This is a genomic window from Nitrosospira sp. Nsp18 (assembly GCF_900103145.1).
Taxonomy (GTDB): domain Bacteria; phylum Pseudomonadota; class Gammaproteobacteria; order Burkholderiales; family Nitrosomonadaceae; genus Nitrosospira.
The window spans coordinates 23,334-42,482 of record NZ_FMWY01000004.1 but is presented as its reverse complement, the minus strand read 5'-3'; the positions used below and the strand labels follow the sequence as shown (position 1 = coordinate 42,482).

The 19,149-nt window shown below is 52.2% G+C and carries 14 protein-coding genes; 7 read left to right on the top strand and 7 right to left on the bottom strand.

From position 1 onward, the window contains the following. The first annotated feature begins 129 nt into the window (after positions 1–129). Genes BLS94_RS02770 through BLS94_RS02760 form a run of 3 tightly spaced genes read left to right on the top strand, consistent with a single transcriptional unit; the run spans position 130 to position 2,032 of the window. Complete coding sequence (locus tag BLS94_RS02770; protein WP_072767271.1) at positions 130–774, top strand: MotA/TolQ/ExbB proton channel family protein; 645 nt, start codon at positions 130–132, stop codon at positions 772–774. Continuing rightward, complete coding sequence (locus BLS94_RS02765; RefSeq protein WP_025041929.1) at positions 761–1,162, top strand: ExbD/TolR family protein; 402 nt, start codon at positions 761–763, stop codon at positions 1,160–1,162. Before BLS94_RS02770 ends, BLS94_RS02765 begins: the two co-directional genes overlap by 14 nt. A gap of 3 nt (positions 1,163–1,165) precedes the next feature. Further along, entirely contained in the window at positions 1,166–2,032 is an 867-nt protein-coding gene (locus tag BLS94_RS02760) for a hypothetical protein (protein ID WP_090957683.1), read from the top strand. 129 nt (positions 2,033–2,161) lie between these two features. Here BLS94_RS02760 and BLS94_RS02755 read toward each other — a convergent pair whose 3' ends face one another. From BLS94_RS02755 to BLS94_RS02740, 3 genes are all read right to left on the bottom strand, one after another. Then, complete coding sequence (locus BLS94_RS02755) at positions 2,162–3,052, bottom strand: GGDEF domain-containing response regulator (RefSeq protein ID WP_090957682.1); 891 nt, start codon at positions 3,050–3,052, stop codon at positions 2,162–2,164. After that, complete coding sequence (locus BLS94_RS02750) at positions 3,049–6,390, bottom strand: hybrid sensor histidine kinase/response regulator (protein ID WP_090957681.1); 3,342 nt, start codon at positions 6,388–6,390, stop codon at positions 3,049–3,051. The genes BLS94_RS02755 and BLS94_RS02750 overlap by 4 nt, the downstream gene beginning before the upstream one ends. Before the next feature lie 528 nt (positions 6,391–6,918). Continuing rightward, a complete protein-coding gene (locus tag BLS94_RS02740; protein WP_090957679.1) occupies positions 6,919–8,769 on the bottom strand; it encodes a S9 family peptidase in 1,851 nt (616 codons plus the stop codon). Positions 8,770–9,067: 298 nt separating this feature from the next. Between BLS94_RS02740 and BLS94_RS02735 the strand changes: the two genes are divergently transcribed. Both BLS94_RS02735 and BLS94_RS02730 read left to right on the top strand, forming a co-directional pair. After that, positions 9,068–10,762, top strand: a complete 1,695-nt coding sequence (locus tag BLS94_RS02735; protein ID WP_256325256.1) for a RecQ family ATP-dependent DNA helicase — start codon at positions 9,068–9,070, stop codon at positions 10,760–10,762. A 317-nt stretch (positions 10,763–11,079) separates the two neighbouring features. Beyond that, on the top strand, positions 11,080–11,667 hold the full coding sequence (locus BLS94_RS02730) for a diguanylate cyclase (RefSeq protein WP_090957677.1): 588 nt from the start codon (positions 11,080–11,082) through the stop codon (positions 11,665–11,667). 62 nt (positions 11,668–11,729) lie between these two features. Here the strand turns inward: BLS94_RS02730 and BLS94_RS02725 are convergent, their stop codons facing one another. The 3 genes from BLS94_RS02725 to BLS94_RS02715 form a co-directional block, all read right to left on the bottom strand. Further along, positions 11,730–12,743 (bottom strand): methyltransferase, encoded by a 1,014-nt coding sequence (locus BLS94_RS02725; protein ID WP_176767770.1) that lies wholly within the window; start codon positions 12,741–12,743, stop codon positions 11,730–11,732. 216 nt (positions 12,744–12,959) lie between these two features. Further along, entirely contained in the window at positions 12,960–13,265 is a 306-nt protein-coding gene (locus BLS94_RS02720) for a hypothetical protein (protein WP_090957676.1), read from the bottom strand. A 168-nt stretch (positions 13,266–13,433) separates the two neighbouring features. Further along, positions 13,434–13,637, bottom strand: coding sequence for a hypothetical protein (locus tag BLS94_RS02715; RefSeq protein WP_143021636.1), 204 nt, complete (start codon positions 13,635–13,637; stop codon positions 13,434–13,436). A gap of 338 nt (positions 13,638–13,975) precedes the next feature. Here BLS94_RS02715 and BLS94_RS02710 point away from each other — a divergent pair, with 338 nt between their 5' ends. After that, positions 13,976–15,166: an ATP-grasp domain-containing protein gene (locus tag BLS94_RS02710; RefSeq protein ID WP_090957674.1), complete on the top strand. Its 1,191-nt coding sequence runs from the start codon at positions 13,976–13,978 to the stop codon at positions 15,164–15,166. A gap of 74 nt (positions 15,167–15,240) precedes the next feature. On the opposite strand, the gene BLS94_RS02705 is transcribed toward BLS94_RS02710, so the two are convergent. Further along, positions 15,241–16,470 (bottom strand): glycosyltransferase family 4 protein, encoded by a 1,230-nt coding sequence (locus tag BLS94_RS02705; protein ID WP_090957673.1) that lies wholly within the window; start codon positions 16,468–16,470, stop codon positions 15,241–15,243. Between the two features lie 812 nt (positions 16,471–17,282). Between BLS94_RS02705 and BLS94_RS02700 the strand changes: the two genes are divergently transcribed. Continuing rightward, on the top strand, positions 17,283–19,001 hold the full coding sequence (locus tag BLS94_RS02700; RefSeq protein WP_218124725.1) for a di-heme-cytochrome C peroxidase: 1,719 nt from the start codon (positions 17,283–17,285) through the stop codon (positions 18,999–19,001). The last annotated feature ends 148 nt before the right edge of the window (positions 19,002–19,149 follow it).

Here is a 19,149-nt window from a genome sequence, read left to right as displayed (position 1 = left end):
TAGCCACAATCCTTCATATCTCATGACCGTTGCGCTTCGCTCAAGCCATCTTACCGAAAACGGTATCGGTCTTCATCTTATAATCCATTCTATTTAACAAGCGGACATATCACCCGTTCGGAGATAAACATGCAAGAACTACAAGCAACCTGGACCGCGCTAAAAGTCGGCGGATTTACTATTTTGCCGTTGTCTCTGCTGGCGATCATCGCTCTGGCCATCATGCTGGAGAAGGGATTTGTCTATTGGCGTTATGCCCGTCTCTCGCACGATCTGCTGAACCTTGTTGAAACCTATGGCTTCGAATGGCACGACCTTGAAAAAATACTTTCGGGCCTGGATGAGCGTCACTATTACAAGCGATTTTTCGAGGTCGTAATCAGCAATCGCCACCGGCCATCCTGGTGGACCGAATCCCGGGCCGCGGATGAAGCCCAACTGATAGAAAAATCTCTTGCCCGCAGGCTATGGTTTCTGGAAACCACCGTTACCGCCGCACCCTTGCTCGGACTCGTGGGGACGGTTATCGGCATGATGCGCGCATTCCAGATCATCGGCGGCGAGGGCGTCGTCAATCCAACCGCAGTGACGGGTGGGGTGGCTGAAGCGCTTATTGCGACTGTGGTCGGCCTGATAATCGCGCTGATTTCCCTGTTTGGATTCAATTACTTCTCTGGTTTGCAATCACAGACGATGGATGAGATGGAGCGTCTGGGCACGCGCCTGATCGACCATATCCGCCTGGACCAGGAGGGCGACAATGAAGCTGCGTAAACCAAGGGTTTATCGCAAAGGCCGAATCGAGATCATCCCCATGATCGACGTGATGTTCTTCCTGCTTGCCACATTCATGCTAGCGTCATTGTCGATGCAAAATCTGGATTCCCTGCAGGTGAATCTGCCCCAGGGGAAAGCCGAAAAACTCCGTACCAAGGCGCCTGTAACGCTGACGCTGACGAGCGACAGCAAAATATTCATCAACCAAACGTCTGTTACCCTGGAAACACTGGCCGATACGCTGAGGCCGCTACTCGAGGATTCCGAACAGAAACTGGTGGTATCCGCAGATAACGATGCGCCGCAGGGTATTGTCGTGCAGGCGATGTTGCGAGCCCGATCCGCTGGCGCGCAGCACTTTTTGATTGCGGTTAAGCACCAGTAATACATGCTGACACTGAAGTCCAGGCCGAAGGAAGTCCAATTCTGGTGGCCCGTCCCGCTAGCGGTCATCATTTGGGTGATCATCATCTGGGCATTCGGATTTCTTTTCGCGTCTTCAGAGGGCGAAACCGAAACTCCACCACCCATCGAAGCAAGCTTTGTAGAACTGCCTGAAGAAAAACCAGCGCAAAAGCCATTGCCGGTCCCGCAGAAGAGCACCAAAATTCCCACCCCGGTAAAGCCTCAGCCACAGCCTAAGCCTCCCCCACAGCCTCGCCTGGGCGCTGAAAAAGCGGAACCGGTGAAGCGTCTCGCTGAAAAAGGAACCGCAAAAAGCGAGGCCAGAGCGGATAGCTCATCAGCGGCAAAGACAGCTCCAGATTCAGCGCAGCCGAAAGATATGCTGGCCTATATGAATGAAGCGCGGGAACGCCGCCGTGCGGGAGGAATCTTTGAGGATGAGCCCAAGGAACCGGAAGCTATCGAGCGCGAACCTTCCGCGGAAGAGCTCAGGATGGCGAACGTCATGCGCAACCTTAAAGAACCGGGCGCAAGCGGAATATTCCAAATCATAAGAATGGGACCGCGCAACGCACAGTTTCTGTTTCGTGCCTGGAAAAAGGATAGCAGTGTCCCGCGGCGGGAGTTGATCGAAGTGGATGCCGGACCCGGTGGAGACATTCAACGTGCTGTCGTCCGGAAAATGATCGAACTGATCCGTGAGTATCACAAAGGCGACTTCAATTGGGAGTCATACCGCCTCGACCGGGTCGTTGTCCTATCGTCGCGCCTGGAAGACAGCAAGGGACTGGAGGATTTCCTGATACGAGAATTTTTTGGCGACAGCGAGGCGCCGGTTCGGCGCCGGTAGGAAGTGGAAGAGAATAGTTATCTGATGACTTGAATGATTGTGTGAGCGGTAGGGGCGTCAACAAATGCCCGCAGGACCGTTTGACGATTATCGGCTGCAAGTTCGCTTCATTGATGGGTTGGATCTTGATCAAACCTTCCGGGTTGACGTTTCAACCCGATTACGCCCGGCCTTTTTTGCTCGATAAAGTGCCTCATCGGCGGCTGAGATGAGCATGCCCGCATCTTCGCTTTGTCCATAGCCCGTAGCGACGCCCAAGCTCACAGTCATGGGGATTTTTCCGAACCGACTATTAACAGGCTCTGCTCTGATAGAACAACAGATTCTTTCGGCGAGAGCTTCAGCCTGACTGCCGTCACCACCCAATGCTGTGATCAGAAACTCTTCACCTCCATAGCGTCCGATACGGTCATAACCACGCAACGCTAGTCCCATGCGTCGGGCCGCCTCTTGCAATACCTCGTCACCTGCCGGATGCCCGTAAGTATCGTTGACTCGCTTGAAGTGATCGAGGTCCGCTACGATAAGGCTTATACAGGTACCTTGGCGCGATCCCCGTTCCAGCTCCTTTTGAAGATAAGCCATGATTGCGCCTCGATTCCATACGCCGGTCAGATGGTCATGCGTTGCCTGGATATGCAGCCTGTTGTGTAAGCCCAGTATCCGTTCGGCGACTCGTAGCCGGGCTGCCAGCTGTTCTTCATCGAATGGTTTGGTAATGAAATCATCGGCGCCTGCGTCCATGCCTTCAAGATAGCTGCCCTTGCTGTCCAGCGACGTGAGAAGAATAACGTAGGTATATTGCAGGCCAGGTTCTCCACGAATCATCCTGCACAACTGCAAACCATCAATATTCGGCATCATCCAATCAGATATGAGTAGAGGATACTCGCCCTGTTGCCAGGCTTTCCAAGCCTCGTGCCCATCCTCTACAGCCGTTACGGTATGCCCTAATTTTCTGAGGGTAGCGCTGAACAAAAGGCGTGAGGTGGTATCGTCTTCCGCAATGAGTATTTTCATGATTGATCCGTATCTGAGAACGGCGGGCAATTTATACCAGACTCCGCAATCTCGCTCTTAACACGTTCAAATTCGCCTTCGATTTGTTCTATCAAAACCGCAGCTCCACTCATGCTGCCCGCTTGACCCAAGAGTTCCAGTTGTTGAGCAATATCTGCCATGTGATGTGCACCGATATTCGCACTGGCGCCTTTGAGAGTGTGGGCGGTCTTGCGCAGAAGTTCAGGATCGTTTCCATCGAGAGCATTTTGCAGCTTGTCGAGGCGTTCGGCGCCATCGCTCAGGAACGACGTGAATATCTGCCCGATCAAAGATGGCTCCGTCGCTTCTGCCAATGCATGCAAGCGGGCAATGACTACCGGATTCAATGCGGAGGAGATGCAAGAGAGAGATGAGGAAACTGGAAATGGAGGGCAGTCAGGCGCATTGGCGTTGCCCGTCTTTTCATCGCCCCTTGTTATGTGCTGTTTGGCTTCACCCTTATCTTGCACGTCTTTACTAGGTACCCAACGTGTCAATGCTGCGGCAAAATCTTCTTGCCTTACCGGTTTACTGATGTAATCGTCCATGCCTGCGAGCAGACACCGTTCTTTATCGCCCTGCATTGCCTGCGCCGTTACCGCAACGATGGGGAGCCTCGATTTACGGTCGGGCCGGCGACGAATCGCAGCAGTGGTTTCAAAACCGTCCATCTCGGGCATTTCACAATCCATAAATACAATATGATAGAAAAATGCCTCTACCATCTGCATTGCTTCCCGACCACTGGCAGCGACATCTACATTACAGCCCAGATTCCGCAGTATCATTGCTCCGACAATCTGGTTAGTAGCGTTATCCTCTGCAAGCAGCACACTCGTGCCAGTAAATGGGCGGTCCAGGCTGTGGGCCGTCTGTGTCTCGTAGATGTCAGGGAGGGAAGACTGACTACTGATGAGATTTGTAGATCGCTGGTGACAATGTGCGTCCCAGATACTCTCCAGGGTCGACAACAGCTCTGATTGACGCGCTGGCTTGACCAGATAGGCCGCAAAACCGACCTTCTTGAGCCGCTCCCTGATATCGCCTTCTTGTCCTAGTGAACTGAGCATCACCAATTGTATATTTTGGAGCAACGGATCCGCCTTGATGACTTGGCCTAGCATTTCTCCATCCATCTCCGGCATTTGATAATCAAGGATCGCGATCTGATACGGATCACCCGCGGCATGAGCCTCGCGCAACGCCCGGAGTGCTTCCACACCTGATACGCAACTGCCAATGCGCATCTTCCAGACGCGGAGTTGCTCTTGCAGCACCAAACGGTTAGCTGAGTTATCGTCCACAATCAACACACGAACACGTGCAAGCTCAACATGCGGTCTCGTGTCGACCGGCTGCTCTCTCTGTAAAGGCAGGCGCAGAGTAAACCAGAAGGTCGATCCAACGCCAACCCGGCTCTTCGCAGCGATGGTGCCGCCCATCAACTTAACCAATTGCTTGCTGATAGCCAAGCCGAGACCGGTACCTCCGTAACGTCGTGTAGTGGTATTATCGGCCTGCGTGAATTTGTCGAACAGGCTCTCCAGTTTATCTGCCGCGATGCCGAGTCCACTGTCCTCCACGCTTATACGGAGCGAGACCTCGTCTTCGCCGAGCTCGTCGGCCTCCACATCGATGAGTACGTGACCCTCGTCAGTAAACTTGATGGCATTGTTGGCCAAATTAGTCAGTATTTGGCGGATACGCCCCAGATCGCCAAATACATGGCGCGGCACATCCGGCGGATAACGCACTATTACATTTACATCTTTCTTTCTTGTCGGCTGCATGGCAATCATGCCCGCCACCTCTTCAACGGCCTGAAGCAGGTCAAATGGAGCGGGCGAAATGACAAGTTTTCCTGCCTCAATCTTTGAAAAATCAAGAACGTCATTGATAATGGTCAGGAGTGTCTCGCCGCTGGCGCGTGCCAACCCCGCCAATTCCCGCTGTGCCGACGTTAGTGACGTATTCAAAAGCAGGCCGACGGTGCCGAGCACGCCATTCATGGGCGTACGGATTTCATGGCTCATATTTGCAAGAAACTCGCTCTTGGCACGGTTCGCCGCCTCTGCTGCTTTTCGAGCTTTCTGCAACTCTATCTCGATATTCTTCCTCGCTGTAATATCCTGGCCCGAAAAGTAAAATTCCCGCACATCCGATATTGTAGCCACGTTCCATAAAACCCAGCGGGAGGAGCCATCCTTGCAGCACATCCGGCTTTCAAAGGAAACGGGAATGCCGGTCATGAGCTTATCCAGCTCTTCCGTAGTATCTGCAAGTGAACCGGAGAAGACGAAGTCTATGAACGGCCGAGACAGCAGTTCCTCCGGTGGATAGCCAAAAACCTTGGCCCAGGCTACGTTCAATCGTTTGAAGTAACCATCGAAGCCGCAGATGGCAAGAAAGTTGAGAGATTGATTAAAGTAACGGTCTCGTTCAGTTTGAGCGGCAGTAAAGGCACGGGAAAGACTGCCGATCTCGTCATTTGAGTCAATCTGGAACTGAACGGCTTGGTCCACGTCTTTGATATTCCGCGTCTCATCTTCGAGCTGCACGAGACTTTGTACTTTTCGCCGCACGACCCGATACGAAAGAGCGAGCCAAACCATGAAAAAGGCGAGTGTCAAAAAGATGCCGTACGCATAAAGAGTAGATCGACGCTCGACGGTAACCACGGCATGGAGCGTGCGCTCGTCGAGCAGATCATCGAATTCGTTCACTACCCGCACGATCTCCGCCTTCGCAACATGGTAGTTCTCGTCATGCAAGAGGCCGCGGGCGAACTCAGGATCAGGCGTGCCCTTCACGTTAAACTCACCGACTGGACCCTGAAACAGCCCTTTCATTGCATCAAATGCCCTGCGCTCCTGTTCCATCAACAGGTCTGAACTACTTTTAGCTTTCTCGAGTTTTGCAAGCTCTGCCGCCGTCAATCCGAGCTCTTCCATTTTCAATCTTAGGGAAATCTTGCGTCCTGGTCCAGGCTGGAAGCCTGCATCACCGACTGCAAGGTCCCAGTAACCGCGATCATAGTGCAGCGGGCGCTCTTCGTCACCCTCGCGGATTGCAAGTACGTCAAAGTACATTCTTTCAAACTTCGGGTTGCCTGTGGCGACATAGGCACGCGCCATGCGCGTCAGGTCATCGGAAGACTGACGCAACTCATCGGCGACAAGGAAGGAGGCATAGCGAACATTTTGCGCATTATCCAGTTCCCAGCGCTCCAGGAAGCGAAGCGCAATAAGTAGGGTAAGCAGGGAAATAAGCACCCCTGTCACAAGATAAAATATGTAACTCATTTTCCGAATTGTCATTGATCTCCTTCGGTTTTGCTCTGGCTCCGCCAGGCTGCCTGCTGCGCGTGGACTTGTTATCTAAAGTGGCTCAGTTATTAACGGATGTCTAATTCGAATCTTGTGCGGATTTGCGCGGACGGAAGCAACTACGGCTAATTTCTCGGGTGGCATCCCAACCGTGACGTGACAACAGCCCGCAACGGTTATATGCCTTGGCCGCTGTACTTAACCTGAACTGGCGATTGGTGGCATCGCTAGCCGCGAGCTATTTATCGCACCGCTGGCAAAAACCGGCTTATCGAAGTCTTGGCAGAGAAGATTTCGCTTGAGATCGCTGGTAACCCTGACCAAACTCAAAGGTGAATTGGCCAGTTTCGCCGGTGCGAAAATACTCGCGTTGCCTGGTTGCCGAAAAATCCCAAGCTGAACGGCCAACGGAATAATCTTGAACTGGACACTGACTCCAAGGACGGGGCTTGCACTTGAACTGATCGGCTCTTGCCGTTTGCTCGGCAGTATACAAAACGCGGAGTTCGGTTATCTCGCCTATTCTCCGTCTTTTGCTACATCATTCCCTTTCAGATACTTGTCCAGAAACTCCAGTATTCGGCGGTTGGCCTCGATCTGATTCTTTTTCTTTGTGAAGCTGTGGCCTTCATCCGGAAAAACGATATATTCCACCGGGACATTATTTTTTTTGACAGCTTCCACGATCTCATCGCTCTCCGCTTTGACCACGCGAGGATCGTTGGCGCCCTGGATAACCATTAAAGGCTTTCTTATTTCCCTGGCGTGAAAAAGCGGCGAGGTTGCAACGAGGATATCGATGTCATTCACAGGATCGCCGATCTCATCATAAATCGCTTTACGGACCGATTCCCAGTAGAGAGGTATGCTTGCCAGCGTTCGCAGCCAGTTGCTCACTCCAAAAATATCAACGCCCACTTTAAAAGCCTCGGGACGAAATGCCAACGCTGAAAGCGTCATATAACCGCCATAGCTCGCACCCATGATGCCGATGCGTTCATGGTCAATGTAGCCGAGGCTCGCGAGAAAGGTCTTGGCCTCTATACAGTCCCACAGGGGCTCGCGCCCGTGCTTGCGATTAGCGGCGGTAAAAAAAGTTTTGCCATATCCCGAACTGCCACGGTTGTTGATCCCCAGCACCGCATAGCCGTGGTTTGCGAGATACTGGATCTGCGCGTTATATCCGCGCATCGTCTGCCCGCCGGGGCCGCCATGGACATAAATAATGGCGGGCACCTTGTTTGCCGCGGAGGCTTCGTGCGGCTTGTAATAGATGGACGGTATTATCATTCCATCGAAAGACCTGAAACGGACCACCTGCGCCTCCACCAAGTCCAAGGGGTCGATTTCTTTGCTCAAGCTCTGGGTGAGCTGCTGAAACTGCCCCGTATTGAAATCGTGGACGAACAGGTTATCAGGAGAGCGGTCTCCATTCACATAGAACGCCATCCGGGCGCCACTCTGCGAAAAAACGACGCCCCGGATTTCTCCCTCAGGCAGTGCCGGGAGAGCCAAGGGTTTCTCTACCTCTTCTGTGCCCTCACCCGCCATTATCTCCACAATCCGAACCACCACACTGCCGTCCTGATTGATGGCGGTAACCCGAAACCGTCCATTCCGGGAGAAATAGGTGCTGATCACATTCCAATCGGCGCTTTCATGATCTCTGACCACGCCGGTGGTCAAGTCATAGGTGCACAAACGCTTGAACTCGCTTCCCTCATTGGTGAGAAAAAATAGTTTTTGCGACACCGGGTCAAAAGTCTCGGCTTGCAAGCTAATGGCGCCCTCATGCGGGGTCAGGTGTTTTACCTGTTGCCGGGCGGCATCGAACAGGTAAATATCGCTATCGGAAGTGGTATTGGCCCTGTTCAGTGCAATCCATCGCTCATCGCGGCTGATGGGGCCAAGGTCGAATCCTTCCTCGTTCCTGTATATTAAAACGCGAGCATAAGTCGCGGCATCATAGCGATACAGATCGAAAAACCTGGGATCACGTTCATTGCTGGAAACAAAAAACGCGCTTCCATCCGGCCTCCACCCCATGAATTGCGCCTTGAGCCCGTGTCCCGGCGTCAGATCTTTTTCCGATCCATCCGGAGCAAGCAGAAAAAGATGATAATTTTCATCGCCACCTTGGTCCCTGGTAAAAAGCACCCGGTCATCGTGGGGAAAAAAGCTGACGGAAAATGTACTGTCTGATGCGGACCGGGTCAGAGGCTCTGGCTTGCCCCCCTCTACCGGTAGCGTATAAGCATTGAAAATACCTGATGCATTGCTGCTGAAAAGAATACGCTTCTCGTCAGCGCTGAACGAGGCGCCGGCTATGGAAATAGTCGCCATGAACTGCTCTATGGTATAGCGTTTCATGTAAGGATGGACCTCATTGATGGGTATGCGTGCATTCTCAAGCGCATAAGCAGCGTAAAAATTTTGTCGGAAAAATAAAGCGTATTGGCGCCAACACAAGAGCTTTACAGGATATGCATCAGCGCTTTTATGCTTGTGCGCCTATAGGCTTCAGGTAGTCGGTCAAAACATTTCCCCTTTTTTATGAAAGTGAACACTGGATCGCCAATATAGAGAGGGTGGGCGTCGTGGTGAATGAAAATGCACAAATAATTTTTAGGTAGAGTATCTTTTAGTAATCATGAAGGCAAACGAGGCGATGGAAACCGAAGTTTCCGGCATGGATGATTCGCTACCGGACCAGAGCAGTCTGGAGGAAAGCCTGCACGAAGTATTCGGGCTGCATCATCTGAGACCCGGTCAGAAGGAAGTCATTCAGAGTGTGCTGGATGGGCGAGATACGCTTGCGGTAATGCCAACGGGCAGCGGTAAATCCCTTTGCTACCAACTCCCCGCCTTAAACTTGCCAGGCACCGCCATTGTCGTGTCTCCCTTGATTTCGCTGATGAAAGATCAGGCCGAGAAACTTGAAGAGGTCGGGGTCGACGCGGCACAGGTCAACAGCACGCTTAATGCACATGAAGAGTCGGAGACGCTGCAAAACATTCGCAGGTCGCAGAGCGAAGTCGTATTCGTCACACCCGAACGCCTGTCCAATCCGGATTTTATCGCCAACCTGCAACACATCGCCATAAACCTCTTTGTTGTGGATGAAGCCCATTGTATTTCGCAATGGGGCCATGACTTCCGTCCGGCTTATCTCGGGTTGGGAGATGTGATCAAGGCATTGGGCAACCCGCCTGTGCTTGCCCTGACCGCCACGGCCACACCCGAGGTGATCGACGATATTGCGCAGCAGCTTGGGCGCAGCCCCATGCATATTGTCAACACAGGCATTTATCGGCCAAACCTGCAATATCGGGTGATACATGCCACGAGCGTAGAAGAAAAACTGAAGAAGTTGCAAAGCCTGATCCAGGAGAGCGAGGAAAGCGGAATCATTTATACCTCCACCGTAAAAGCGGCAGAGGAAGTGATGGCCGCGCTTCAGGCGACGGGCGCCAGCGTTGCGCTCTACCACGGGCGCCTTTCAAGAAAAAAACGCAGCGAGAACCAGGAAGAATTCATGGAAGGCCGAAGCAGGATCATGGTGGCGACCAGCGCATTCGGCATGGGAATCGACAAGCCTGATATCCGGTTTGTGGTGCACTTCCAGATGCCCGGGAATCTGGAAGCATATTATCAGGAGTCCGGCCGCGCCGGCCGCGATGGAAAAACGGCGGCATGCACGCTGCTTTATGACGTCCAGGACAAGCGGATACAGCAGTTTTTTCTGGCACGCCATCATCCTGGACGAGAGGAATTGCACCAGATATATAAAGCAATACAAAAGCTCCTGGTGGAGCAAGAAACGGTTGAGTTCGAGCAGTTGCGTGAGCAAACCGGCCATCTTTCGGTTCGGAGGCTCCAGGTGATACTACAGCTTCTGGAAGAGGGCGGCATAGTCAGGCGGGACAAGCAACTGGGCTATCACCTGGAGAAAAAAGATGCCAAAACCGAAGACCTGGTTCAGCTTGCCGAGGCCGCGGGAAGGAAAGGCGGCCATGACCGGCAGGCGCTGGAACGCATGGTTTTTTATGCACAGAGCGGATTTTGCCGCTGGAAGGTTCTGCTGGAGTATTTCAATGAGGAAGTCAACTGGGACCGCTGCGGGCATTGCGATAATTGCGTGAACCCGCCGGAAAAAGCGTTGTTGCCGCTGTCCACTTCCAATCAAGAGGCAAGCGCGGAAGCGAAGCCTGCGTCAACGCCCTCGTTCCCTGCGGGCGCGACGGTCAAGGTTCCAAAAGTGGGAAAAGGTCAGGTCCTCAGTAGCACAGATGAGATGGTTACAATTATTTTTCCGGATAGCCAGAAGCGGACTTTTTTGAAGAACCATGTGGAATTACTCTGAAACGGAATGTGGAAGCCATGGCCGGACCGGAGTCATGAGCAGGTAATTGTGTGGCCGGATGACGATGGCTTATCGAATATCTGCCCTGTAAATGCCTTTCTTTTCGGTGCCGCTTTGGCTTCGCGGGATTATTTTCGCCGATCGGCTCTCTGAACCGAGCTGAAGGAGCTATTGTCAAACGTAACAATCACTCCTGCCAACACCTGCCAGTACAAGAGCGAGTCCCGGCGTATGGATAAGGGATCGAACCTGGCGGGATGATTAAACAGAATTGCAGGTGCATGTCCCAGCGCTCGACCAAAGTGAGGAAAAGCATCATGCTGAACGATCCTTCGGTTCTGATACTGATGTACTTCATCCTGCCCGTCTGGTTGCTCGCAGGTTGCGCCGACTGGCTGTGCCATCGCGCCTCGCATATCGAGACGACGACCGGCGCCAAGGAATCGATGCTCCACCTCCTCATGTTTGCCGAGATCGGCGTGCCATTGCTTGCCGCGATCTTCCTGCAGATAAACGCCGGCATCATCGCCCTCATGATTGCCGCTTTCTTCGTCCATGAGGCCACCGCACTTTGGGACGTCAGTTATGCGGTCACGGCGCGGAATGTGACGCCTATCGAACAGCATATCCACAGTTTCCTGGAGATGATCCCGCTAATGGCGATCCTGTTTATTGTCTCGCTTCATTGGGGTCAGTTCCAGGCGCTCTTCGGCTTCGGCTCCGAAACGGCTCGCTTCGACCTCAACTGGAAGGAGGAGCCATTGCCGGCAACCTATGTGGTTTCCATTATGGCGGTCATCCTTACGTTCGAGCTCATACCTTATATCGAAGAGTTTTTCCGTGGACTGCGGGCCAATCATGGCGCGCTTGTTCCGCCGAAAGCCCGTGTGTATAAAAGCCAGTGAGCTGCTCGCTAGTGCGCCCCCCGGATGGGCTGCCCGATATTGGCTCGGCCGGAGGTAACGGTTTATTTGATCCCGACCACCATCGAGTCCGCTCCGGTCAACGGCTCTACACGCGTGGCGGAAAAGCCGGCTTCCTCCATCCATCCTTTGCAATCGGCGCCCGTATAATCGAAGCCTCCTGGCGTCTCCAGCAGCATGTTCAGGCTCATCATTAATCCAAATGCATTCTTTGAACGGTCATCGTCGATGATGGAATCATAAACGATGAGCGCACCGCCCGCGGGAAGCGCAGCATACGCCTTGCGGATGAGCATTTTTTTTGTGGGCAGGTCCCAGTCATGCAGGATATGCCCCATCAGCACGACGTCTGCCTTGGGCAGGTCATCCTTAAAAAAATCGCCAGATAAGAACACGACCCGGTCCGCGACACCTGTCGCCACGGCATACTGCTGAAAGACCGGTTCAACTTCCGTACGGTCGAATCCCAGGCCGCGCAAGTGAGGGTTCACAAGCGCGATCTGCACAGCGAGGTCCCCCTGTGCGGTACCGATATCGACGAAGGTCTGGTACCTTTGCCATGGGAAAGAGCTCGCGATAACCGTATTGGACGCGTGGCTGATGCCGGTCATGGCCCTAAGAAACTCGCTCAAGCCTGCAGCATCGGCATAAAGAGTCTCGAAGAGATCCGCTTCGTTATTCTTGCATTCGTTTTGCGGTTGACCGGTACGAAGCGCTTCAGTCAAGTTGTTCCAGATCGGGTAGAGGCGTCGGTTTGCCATCTCAAGGATGCCGCCAATGTATGAGGGTTTCTTCCGGTCGAAATACAGGTCCGTTTCCGGCGTATTGCTGTAACGGTCGCCCTCCCGTTTCAAGAAGCCAAGCGCTACGAGGGTATCAAGAAAATCACGCGACGCGCGAGGATGCAGGCCCAGCCGTTCTTGAAGTGAAGCAAGGCTCGCCGAGCCTTGCGCCAGTTCCGTGAAAACCCCTATCTCCACAGCACATAGCAAAGTTTTTGCTGGCCAGAAGGCCATGCCGGTCTGCAAAATATTTTCGGGAGTAAGCTGCTTTTCCATTGAGTCTCCGGATAGGAAAAATAACGATTACGGGAAGCTAAAGCCTTCCAGATTGGCTGCGCTTCAGCTGCACCTGCAGGCCTTCATTACTCTGCTACACAGCTGTCGGACTTTTTTATATTCGCACCGCGACATCCGGCTAACCATGAGTGCCAACGCTGAAACCCGATGGTTAAATTGCGATAGTTCAATTGCCAAGGCGCGACAAGTTAAGTATCAGGTAGCATCCTTACATTTTATTTCCCATAAAAGCTCCCTGGTTGCAGATTCCGCTTCGATCGGTTGCAAAATCACCGGCGTTTGCTCATTAATAAGTATGTATTGTGATTTACAAATCTTATTAGCCCGGTTCGTTAATGTTCTGATCGCCCAATCCCGACTTATTTGACAAGGTTTATAATTAGTCTTGATGAAATAGTGCATCCCATCATTTAATTTCTTTGAAGTCTGCTCATACTCGGGTGTGCTAGCACAACCCGCAAACAAAGAGGCCACTAGCAAAACTGTTACGACAGCTTTCATACTTCTCCTTTCAAAATTTAATAGCCCGGTTCATGGTCCTGCTGGCGGTCCCGGTCGTATTCCCGCTCATGGCGTTTCGCTTCACTGGACCCACGCTAATTCTTCCTGGCGGTCGTATTGCCGCTCGGTCGATTCATTGAACCAATTACAGATTTCCCACCGATCATGCTATTCGAGAAGCTCGCGCCATGTCGCGTGTGGAAGAGGTTTGTAATCGTTAAGATCGTGTGACCGGTCTGGATAGTCAACCTTCAGTCTCTCCACCGCCAGGTCGATTGCTTCATCCAGCCATTGTGCCATAACAGTGATCGGACCGGCCGGGGCCTCGGATGGGTCGAGCGGATGAAATGTGATCTTGTATTCGCGCATCATTATCTCCTTATCTAGCGTCGCTAATTCATGATAGCGATAGAAATTCAAATATCAATCTCTTTAACACCGATCGCCGCGAGCGCTTTCGCTTCCTTATGTTACTGCCATCTCTTATTCCGGGATGGTGAAATGCAGAGTTTTTCTTAAAGACCAGGTGCAAGCGCATTTTTTACTTGGGAATAGGACTGGAAAAATAGCTGTAGGAACATACAGCTTGTTAGGGCCAAACGAAGGATTAGAATCCGCGACTAGCCTTGATGTCCCACTTGGCTTTTGGACCCCGCTAATACCGAGGGCTTGATCCCGCCCCAGGCACCCCTTACACAGGTAGTAAAAGAATGCATAAGCTTGAAGTGCTTTTAATTGGCGGATACTGGCCAGAACTGATGATGATGGTACTGGGCTTATTAACACGGGCCGGATTTACCGTGGATGTGATTTCGACCAATGCTTTTTTTAAAAAAAACAGATCAATACGAGATTATTTCCTTGCTGAAAAAAATGATCTCTTCGTGAAAATCGCCTCGGAAAAGATAAAAAAAGAATACACGTTAGTTGTTATCGGAGACGATCCCACATTAGGAAAAATATTGAATTCCGATCTGTCCACGGAAGAAAAATTAGCGTTGCTTCCGGTTTTGTCGGAGAAGCACTTTGCACATATTTTTTCTAAAATTGGCTTATCCCAAGCTTTTAAAAGAAGTGGGGTTCTAACGCCTGATTTCCGGATCGCCAATGACGAACATGAACTGAAAAATGCGGTAAGGGAATTGGGCCATCCCGTCATTATCAAACTCGATTCATCCTCGGGTGGCAAGGGAATATTTGAGAGTTCAGGCGACGACGGATTTGATAATTTGATAACCAACATAAAGACCTATCCGGTCCTGGTGCAAAAGAGGATAAAAGGCGTCGAAGTGTCCATGGAGGCTTTTTATCAAAATGGCAACCTTATTCATTTTGCCTGCTCGACACCGGAAAAATACAAATACAAATTCGGACCCACCTCAGTCAGGCGATATATACAACTTTCTCAATTGGACGAAAAAGTTTTTGAGGATCTCGGGTTACTGGGGAGGGCATTAGGAGCCGATGGTTTCGTAAATATCAGTTCCATCCGGTCCGATCTGGATCAAAAGCTATATTTTTTCGAGGCTGACATGAGGCCGAACCTGTGGGTCAGCCACCCGCGCTACTTTGGCGATGATCCAGCCAAAGTGATTAACCGGTATTTTTCCACGCGGAAAATCCTCACGCCCCCTTATCCTGTTAACGCCGGCCACCCTGAACAGATCCTGCTATCGCATCCGTTAAGAATACGCCTGGGCGATTTGATCTTGAACCGTTATCAGGTTTGGCGGCATCTTCCAGAGAACTTCTTGTATTTAACGTTGCGCTACCGCGTCTGGGCATGGGTGACAGACACAATGGCCAAACGCTATAAGCGTTTATTGCCCAAACCATACCGGGCGCTCGTTAAAAAACATATTTCGTCAATTAAATATTCATTTTCAAGCGGTTCAACGTAGAAGGCTCAGGGTAGAAGGCTTAGGGCAGAAATAAGGTAGAAATAATCCCGCCCGACTGTTTCCCCTGTTTGAGATCATTCCCGGCCGGATGTGCCTGACTGGATTTTTGCCTCCGCTACGGCATCCAGAATTTTATTCTGCGGCAAACGCGTGACTTTGGGGCCGGAGCGGTTTGAAGTCACCTCTGACAGTATCTCAAGAACCTCCCGTGCATATCGCTCCTGCGTAAACCTGTTCGCTGCCCATTGTTGGGCAGCACGCCCGATGCTGAGGCTCTCCTTCGGGTTGTCGTGCAGAAACTGTATTCGTTCAGCCAGCTCTTTTACATTTTCCCATTCATAGAGAAGGCCGGTCTCGCCGTGCTGAATGATCTCGGCTGTTGCCCCCCTGGCGCTTCCTATGACGGGCTTTCCTGCAAGCATCGCTTCCACCGCCACCCGGCCGAAGGCCTCCCATCGGGAACACACAAGCACGACATCGGCGTTATGTATGAGGGGCATCGGATCTTCGGCATAGCCGTAAAATTTTATCCTTCGGGTGATGCCGAGGGTCATTGCCTGCCTCACCAGTTCCGCGCGGTAGCGTTTTCCATCGTCCCCCACCAGCAACAAATGAACGTTGATGTTCTTGCCGACCAGTTCCGCAAGCGCAGAGATTGCCTGGTGCTGGCCTTTCCATCGATGCAAGGAGCCGATAATGACGCACTGGAAAAATATTCGATCCTTGACCAGGCTGGTTGAATTCCCATCATTGGGGCGCGGGGTAACCGACTGGTAAATTACGCGGATCTTGTCCGCATTACGGAGATGTTTGTAATCATCCCCGACAGACCGGGAAGTGACAATAATCGCATTGGACAAACGATCCATGAGATACGAGACAACAGGTTCGCCCAGATCGAATCTCTGGCTGGGATTATGGCGCAAGGACTCATGCGAATGCCAGATGTGCGGCAGGCGCAGAAGCCGCGCGGCGAACGCGCCGACCCCGGTTACCACCGTATTGGTATAGACAACGTCCGCATTCCAATTTTTAATTACCTGGGCCACGCGGATACTCATGAGCGCTGTTTTCAGGAGGCGCATTACACGATATGGAAGCGCTCTTGGGCGAGACATCCAGACTGGATAACCGATGATTCGCCATTTAATGTTTAGGCGGTCAAGCTCGTCCAGAAGCGGACCCTTCTTGGGAACCAATACCAGGGCCTCGACACCCGAGCGAAGAAGCCCCTGCAGCAACTCGAGCAAAGCCAATTCCGCACCGTACCGCCCGGCGGAATGAGAAATAAAACATACGCGCATTGGTGAGTTTCCCTGAGCCAGACGAAGTGCCGAAGTGTCGGCAGCCCAGCCATCGATAAATTGAGAATACGTGACCGACAACCTTCTTTAGGCGGCAGTTATTTATTAGGCACGAGAATTGCAGATAAAAACAGCTGTAAGAAATTACAGGTGGGAGCAGCGGAGAAGGTTTAACTCTAAATATGACGTGTCGCCGGAAGCAAGAGGCAGCAAGAGGCAGCACGACGCTGATCCACATTCCGGTGAAGCGTAGATCGGGCTGCCTTGTAACAACTTAACCCATACAGAAGTGATTACCTAAAGCTTGAATAGCAAGAAGAAACCCTTTCTTCTTTTCTGATTACCCCTGTTTCACCTGTTCCATACTTCTTTCAATCTCTTTAAGTTCTGATTTCCAGATCAGCCAGGGCAGCATGCAGCTGGACCCTCAGACCTTCCACCGGCGACAGTATTTTCCAGTTTCCCTCCGTTAAGGAGGCGGTGACAAGCCCCTACGCCCTCGTGGCGAGGGAGTCGAAAATCAATAATTAATAAGAGCGCACTGCGCAATTGTACCGCCAGGCATCAACTGGCTTGGTATTCCGGGGCGACCCGGCATCCAAGTCAGCTTGATCCATTCAACCGGGAGGTTTCCGAAATTCGTCGGTAACTTGTGACCCTCGCTCATAAGGATTTAAGTGTCGGTGTAGTCACATTTGACACTCAAAACTTTCATGCGACATGAGGCAGCAGGAGCGGGCAGCAGGAGCGGGCAGCAGGAACGCGACGGGTCCATGAAATGCCCGATTCATTAATCCAGAGGGAGATAAATCTTGAAAATAAAAGTTCTATCCTGTATCGGCAGCATTCTATCCGCCGTGGCCATGCTCGCGCCCTCGGCTTCAACTGCCGCCGAACCCGTGCTCATGGACCAGGGCACGAAATGGACAGCCTCCGATCGAAAGGATTTCTATAGTCGTGACCAAGGGTCGCGTATCATGCCGCTACGCTGGATCTCCTCATTGAAGCAACCAAACGGCGAGCCATTCATGGCTGACAGCCTGAGCCGATACGGCTACTTGCCCAATAAAACCAGCAAGCCGGCAGGACTGCCTATCGGATTTACCGTTGCAAGCGGAAGCGAGGAACAGGAAATTGGCATGAATTGTTCCGCCTGCCATACCCGACAAATTGAGGTTAACGGCACCCCCTATCTGATAGACGGTGGGCCAGGGATCGTCGATTTCCAGCGTTTCCTGGCTGACCTCGATGACGCCGTAGGCGCCATCCTGGCAAACAAACAAGCATTCACCGACTTCGCGCACGCTGTACTGGGCCCGTCGGCGACTGCAAAGAACAAGGAGACGTTGCGGGAGTCAGTGAAGGCCTGGTATTTGCCTTATCACACTTTGGTTGAGCGATCGCTTCCTGCCCAGCCCTGGGGCCCGGCGCGGCTCGACGCGGTATCGATGATCTTCAACCGCCTCGCCGGCCTCGATATCGGTTCTTCGCCTACCCGCATGATTCCCGAGAACATTCAGCCAGCCATCGCGCCGGTACGCTATCCGTTCCTCTGGAATGCCGCAATCCAGGACAAGACCCAATGGCCTGGTTTCGCCAGCAATGGCAATGATATTCTTGGCCTTGCCAGGAATCTCGGAGAAGTTTATGGCGTGTTTGGAATTTTTCGTCCAAAGAAAGATGCGGGGCATCTGCTTGGGATCGACTACCTGCACAAAAACTCAGCTGAATTTCAGGGGCTGGGCGCGTTGGAAAATTTGGTAAAAAAAATAGGCCCTCCCAAATGGGCATGGAAGGTAGATCAGGCACTTGCCGATAAAGGCAAGGAGATCTTCGCACGCAATACAGGACAGGGTGGCTGCGCTGATTGCCATGTCATCAAACCGGGGAAAACCCAATTTCCCAACCAAAAAACCTGGGCCACACCCGTAATGGATGTCGGTACGGATTCCAGGGAGTACGAGGTTCTCGGCCGGACCGTCAAGACGGGTGTGCTTGACGGCGCGAAAATTCCGCTTCTCGCCCAGCCGCTAAAGCCCGTCGATACTGCCTTCAATGTTCTGAGCACAGCCGTCCTCGGCTCCATCCTTCAGCACTACGTTCCCGTCCTTATGAAAACCGAAGACGAAGCTCGGATGAAGGGCGCCCAGTCTCCTTTTCCGCCGGAAACAGAATCTCTTCGGGATGCGTTCATTGCGCCCCTACCGGCTACCACACCGTCCTACGCGTATGAATCGCGCGTCCTCGAGGGCATCTGGGCTGCTGCTCCCTATCTTCACAATGGATCAGTCCCCACACTCGCGGAGTTGCTGAAACCGGCAGCTGAACGGGTGAGTTCCTTCAAGATCGGCCCGGCTTACGATACAGTTAATGTAGGCCTTGCGATCGAGCAGACCAAGTTCGACTATACGCTGGAGACTACGGATTGCAGTGATCGAAATTCTGGTAACAGCCGCTGTGGCCATGAATTTGGCACTACACTTTCGGCTGACGAGAAAAAAGCATTGCTGGAGTACCTCAAAACACTTTAATCTAGCCATATCAAATACTGCTTCTTCGATATCGAAGAAGCAGTTCTGAAGGCATCAAACCAAAGCTGTTCAGCTCTAGGGAGAAAGGCAGGAGTTGCTCGGTCCTGACATCCTTTGAATCGGTCCTGGTATGCACAATTTTGCAACG

Excerpts from the sequence above, each read along its gene's own strand:
- BLS94_RS02735 (WP_256325256.1), top strand. The coding sequence starts at position 9,068 with ATGGAAACCGAAGTTTCCGGCATGGATGATTCGCTACCGGACCAGAGC.
- BLS94_RS02730 (WP_090957677.1), top strand. The coding sequence starts at position 11,080 with ATGCTGAACGATCCTTCGGTTCTGATACTGATGTACTTCATCCTGCCC.
- BLS94_RS02750 (WP_090957681.1), bottom strand. The coding sequence starts at position 6,390 with ATGACAATTCGGAAAATGAGTTACATATTTTATCTTGTGACAGGGGTG.
- BLS94_RS02725 (WP_176767770.1), bottom strand. The coding sequence starts at position 12,743 with ATGGAAAAGCAGCTTACTCCCGAAAATATTTTGCAGACCGGCATGGCC.
- BLS94_RS02765 (WP_025041929.1), top strand. The coding sequence starts at position 761 with ATGAAGCTGCGTAAACCAAGGGTTTATCGCAAAGGCCGAATCGAGATC.
- BLS94_RS02720 (WP_090957676.1), bottom strand. The coding sequence starts at position 13,265 with ATGAAAGCTGTCGTAACAGTTTTGCTAGTGGCCTCTTTGTTTGCGGGT.
- BLS94_RS02770 (WP_072767271.1), top strand. The coding sequence starts at position 130 with ATGCAAGAACTACAAGCAACCTGGACCGCGCTAAAAGTCGGCGGATTT.
- BLS94_RS02755 (WP_090957682.1), bottom strand. The coding sequence starts at position 3,052 with ATGAAAATACTCATTGCGGAAGACGATACCACCTCACGCCTTTTGTTC.
- BLS94_RS02760 (WP_090957683.1), top strand. The coding sequence starts at position 1,166 with ATGCTGACACTGAAGTCCAGGCCGAAGGAAGTCCAATTCTGGTGGCCC.
- BLS94_RS02715 (WP_143021636.1), bottom strand. The coding sequence starts at position 13,637 with ATGATGCGCGAATACAAGATCACATTTCATCCGCTCGACCCATCCGAG.
- BLS94_RS02740 (WP_090957679.1), bottom strand. The coding sequence starts at position 8,769 with ATGAAACGCTATACCATAGAGCAGTTCATGGCGACTATTTCCATAGCC.
- BLS94_RS02710 (WP_090957674.1), top strand. The coding sequence starts at position 13,976 with ATGCATAAGCTTGAAGTGCTTTTAATTGGCGGATACTGGCCAGAACTG.
- BLS94_RS02705 (WP_090957673.1), bottom strand. The coding sequence starts at position 16,470 with ATGCGCGTATGTTTTATTTCTCATTCCGCCGGGCGGTACGGTGCGGAA.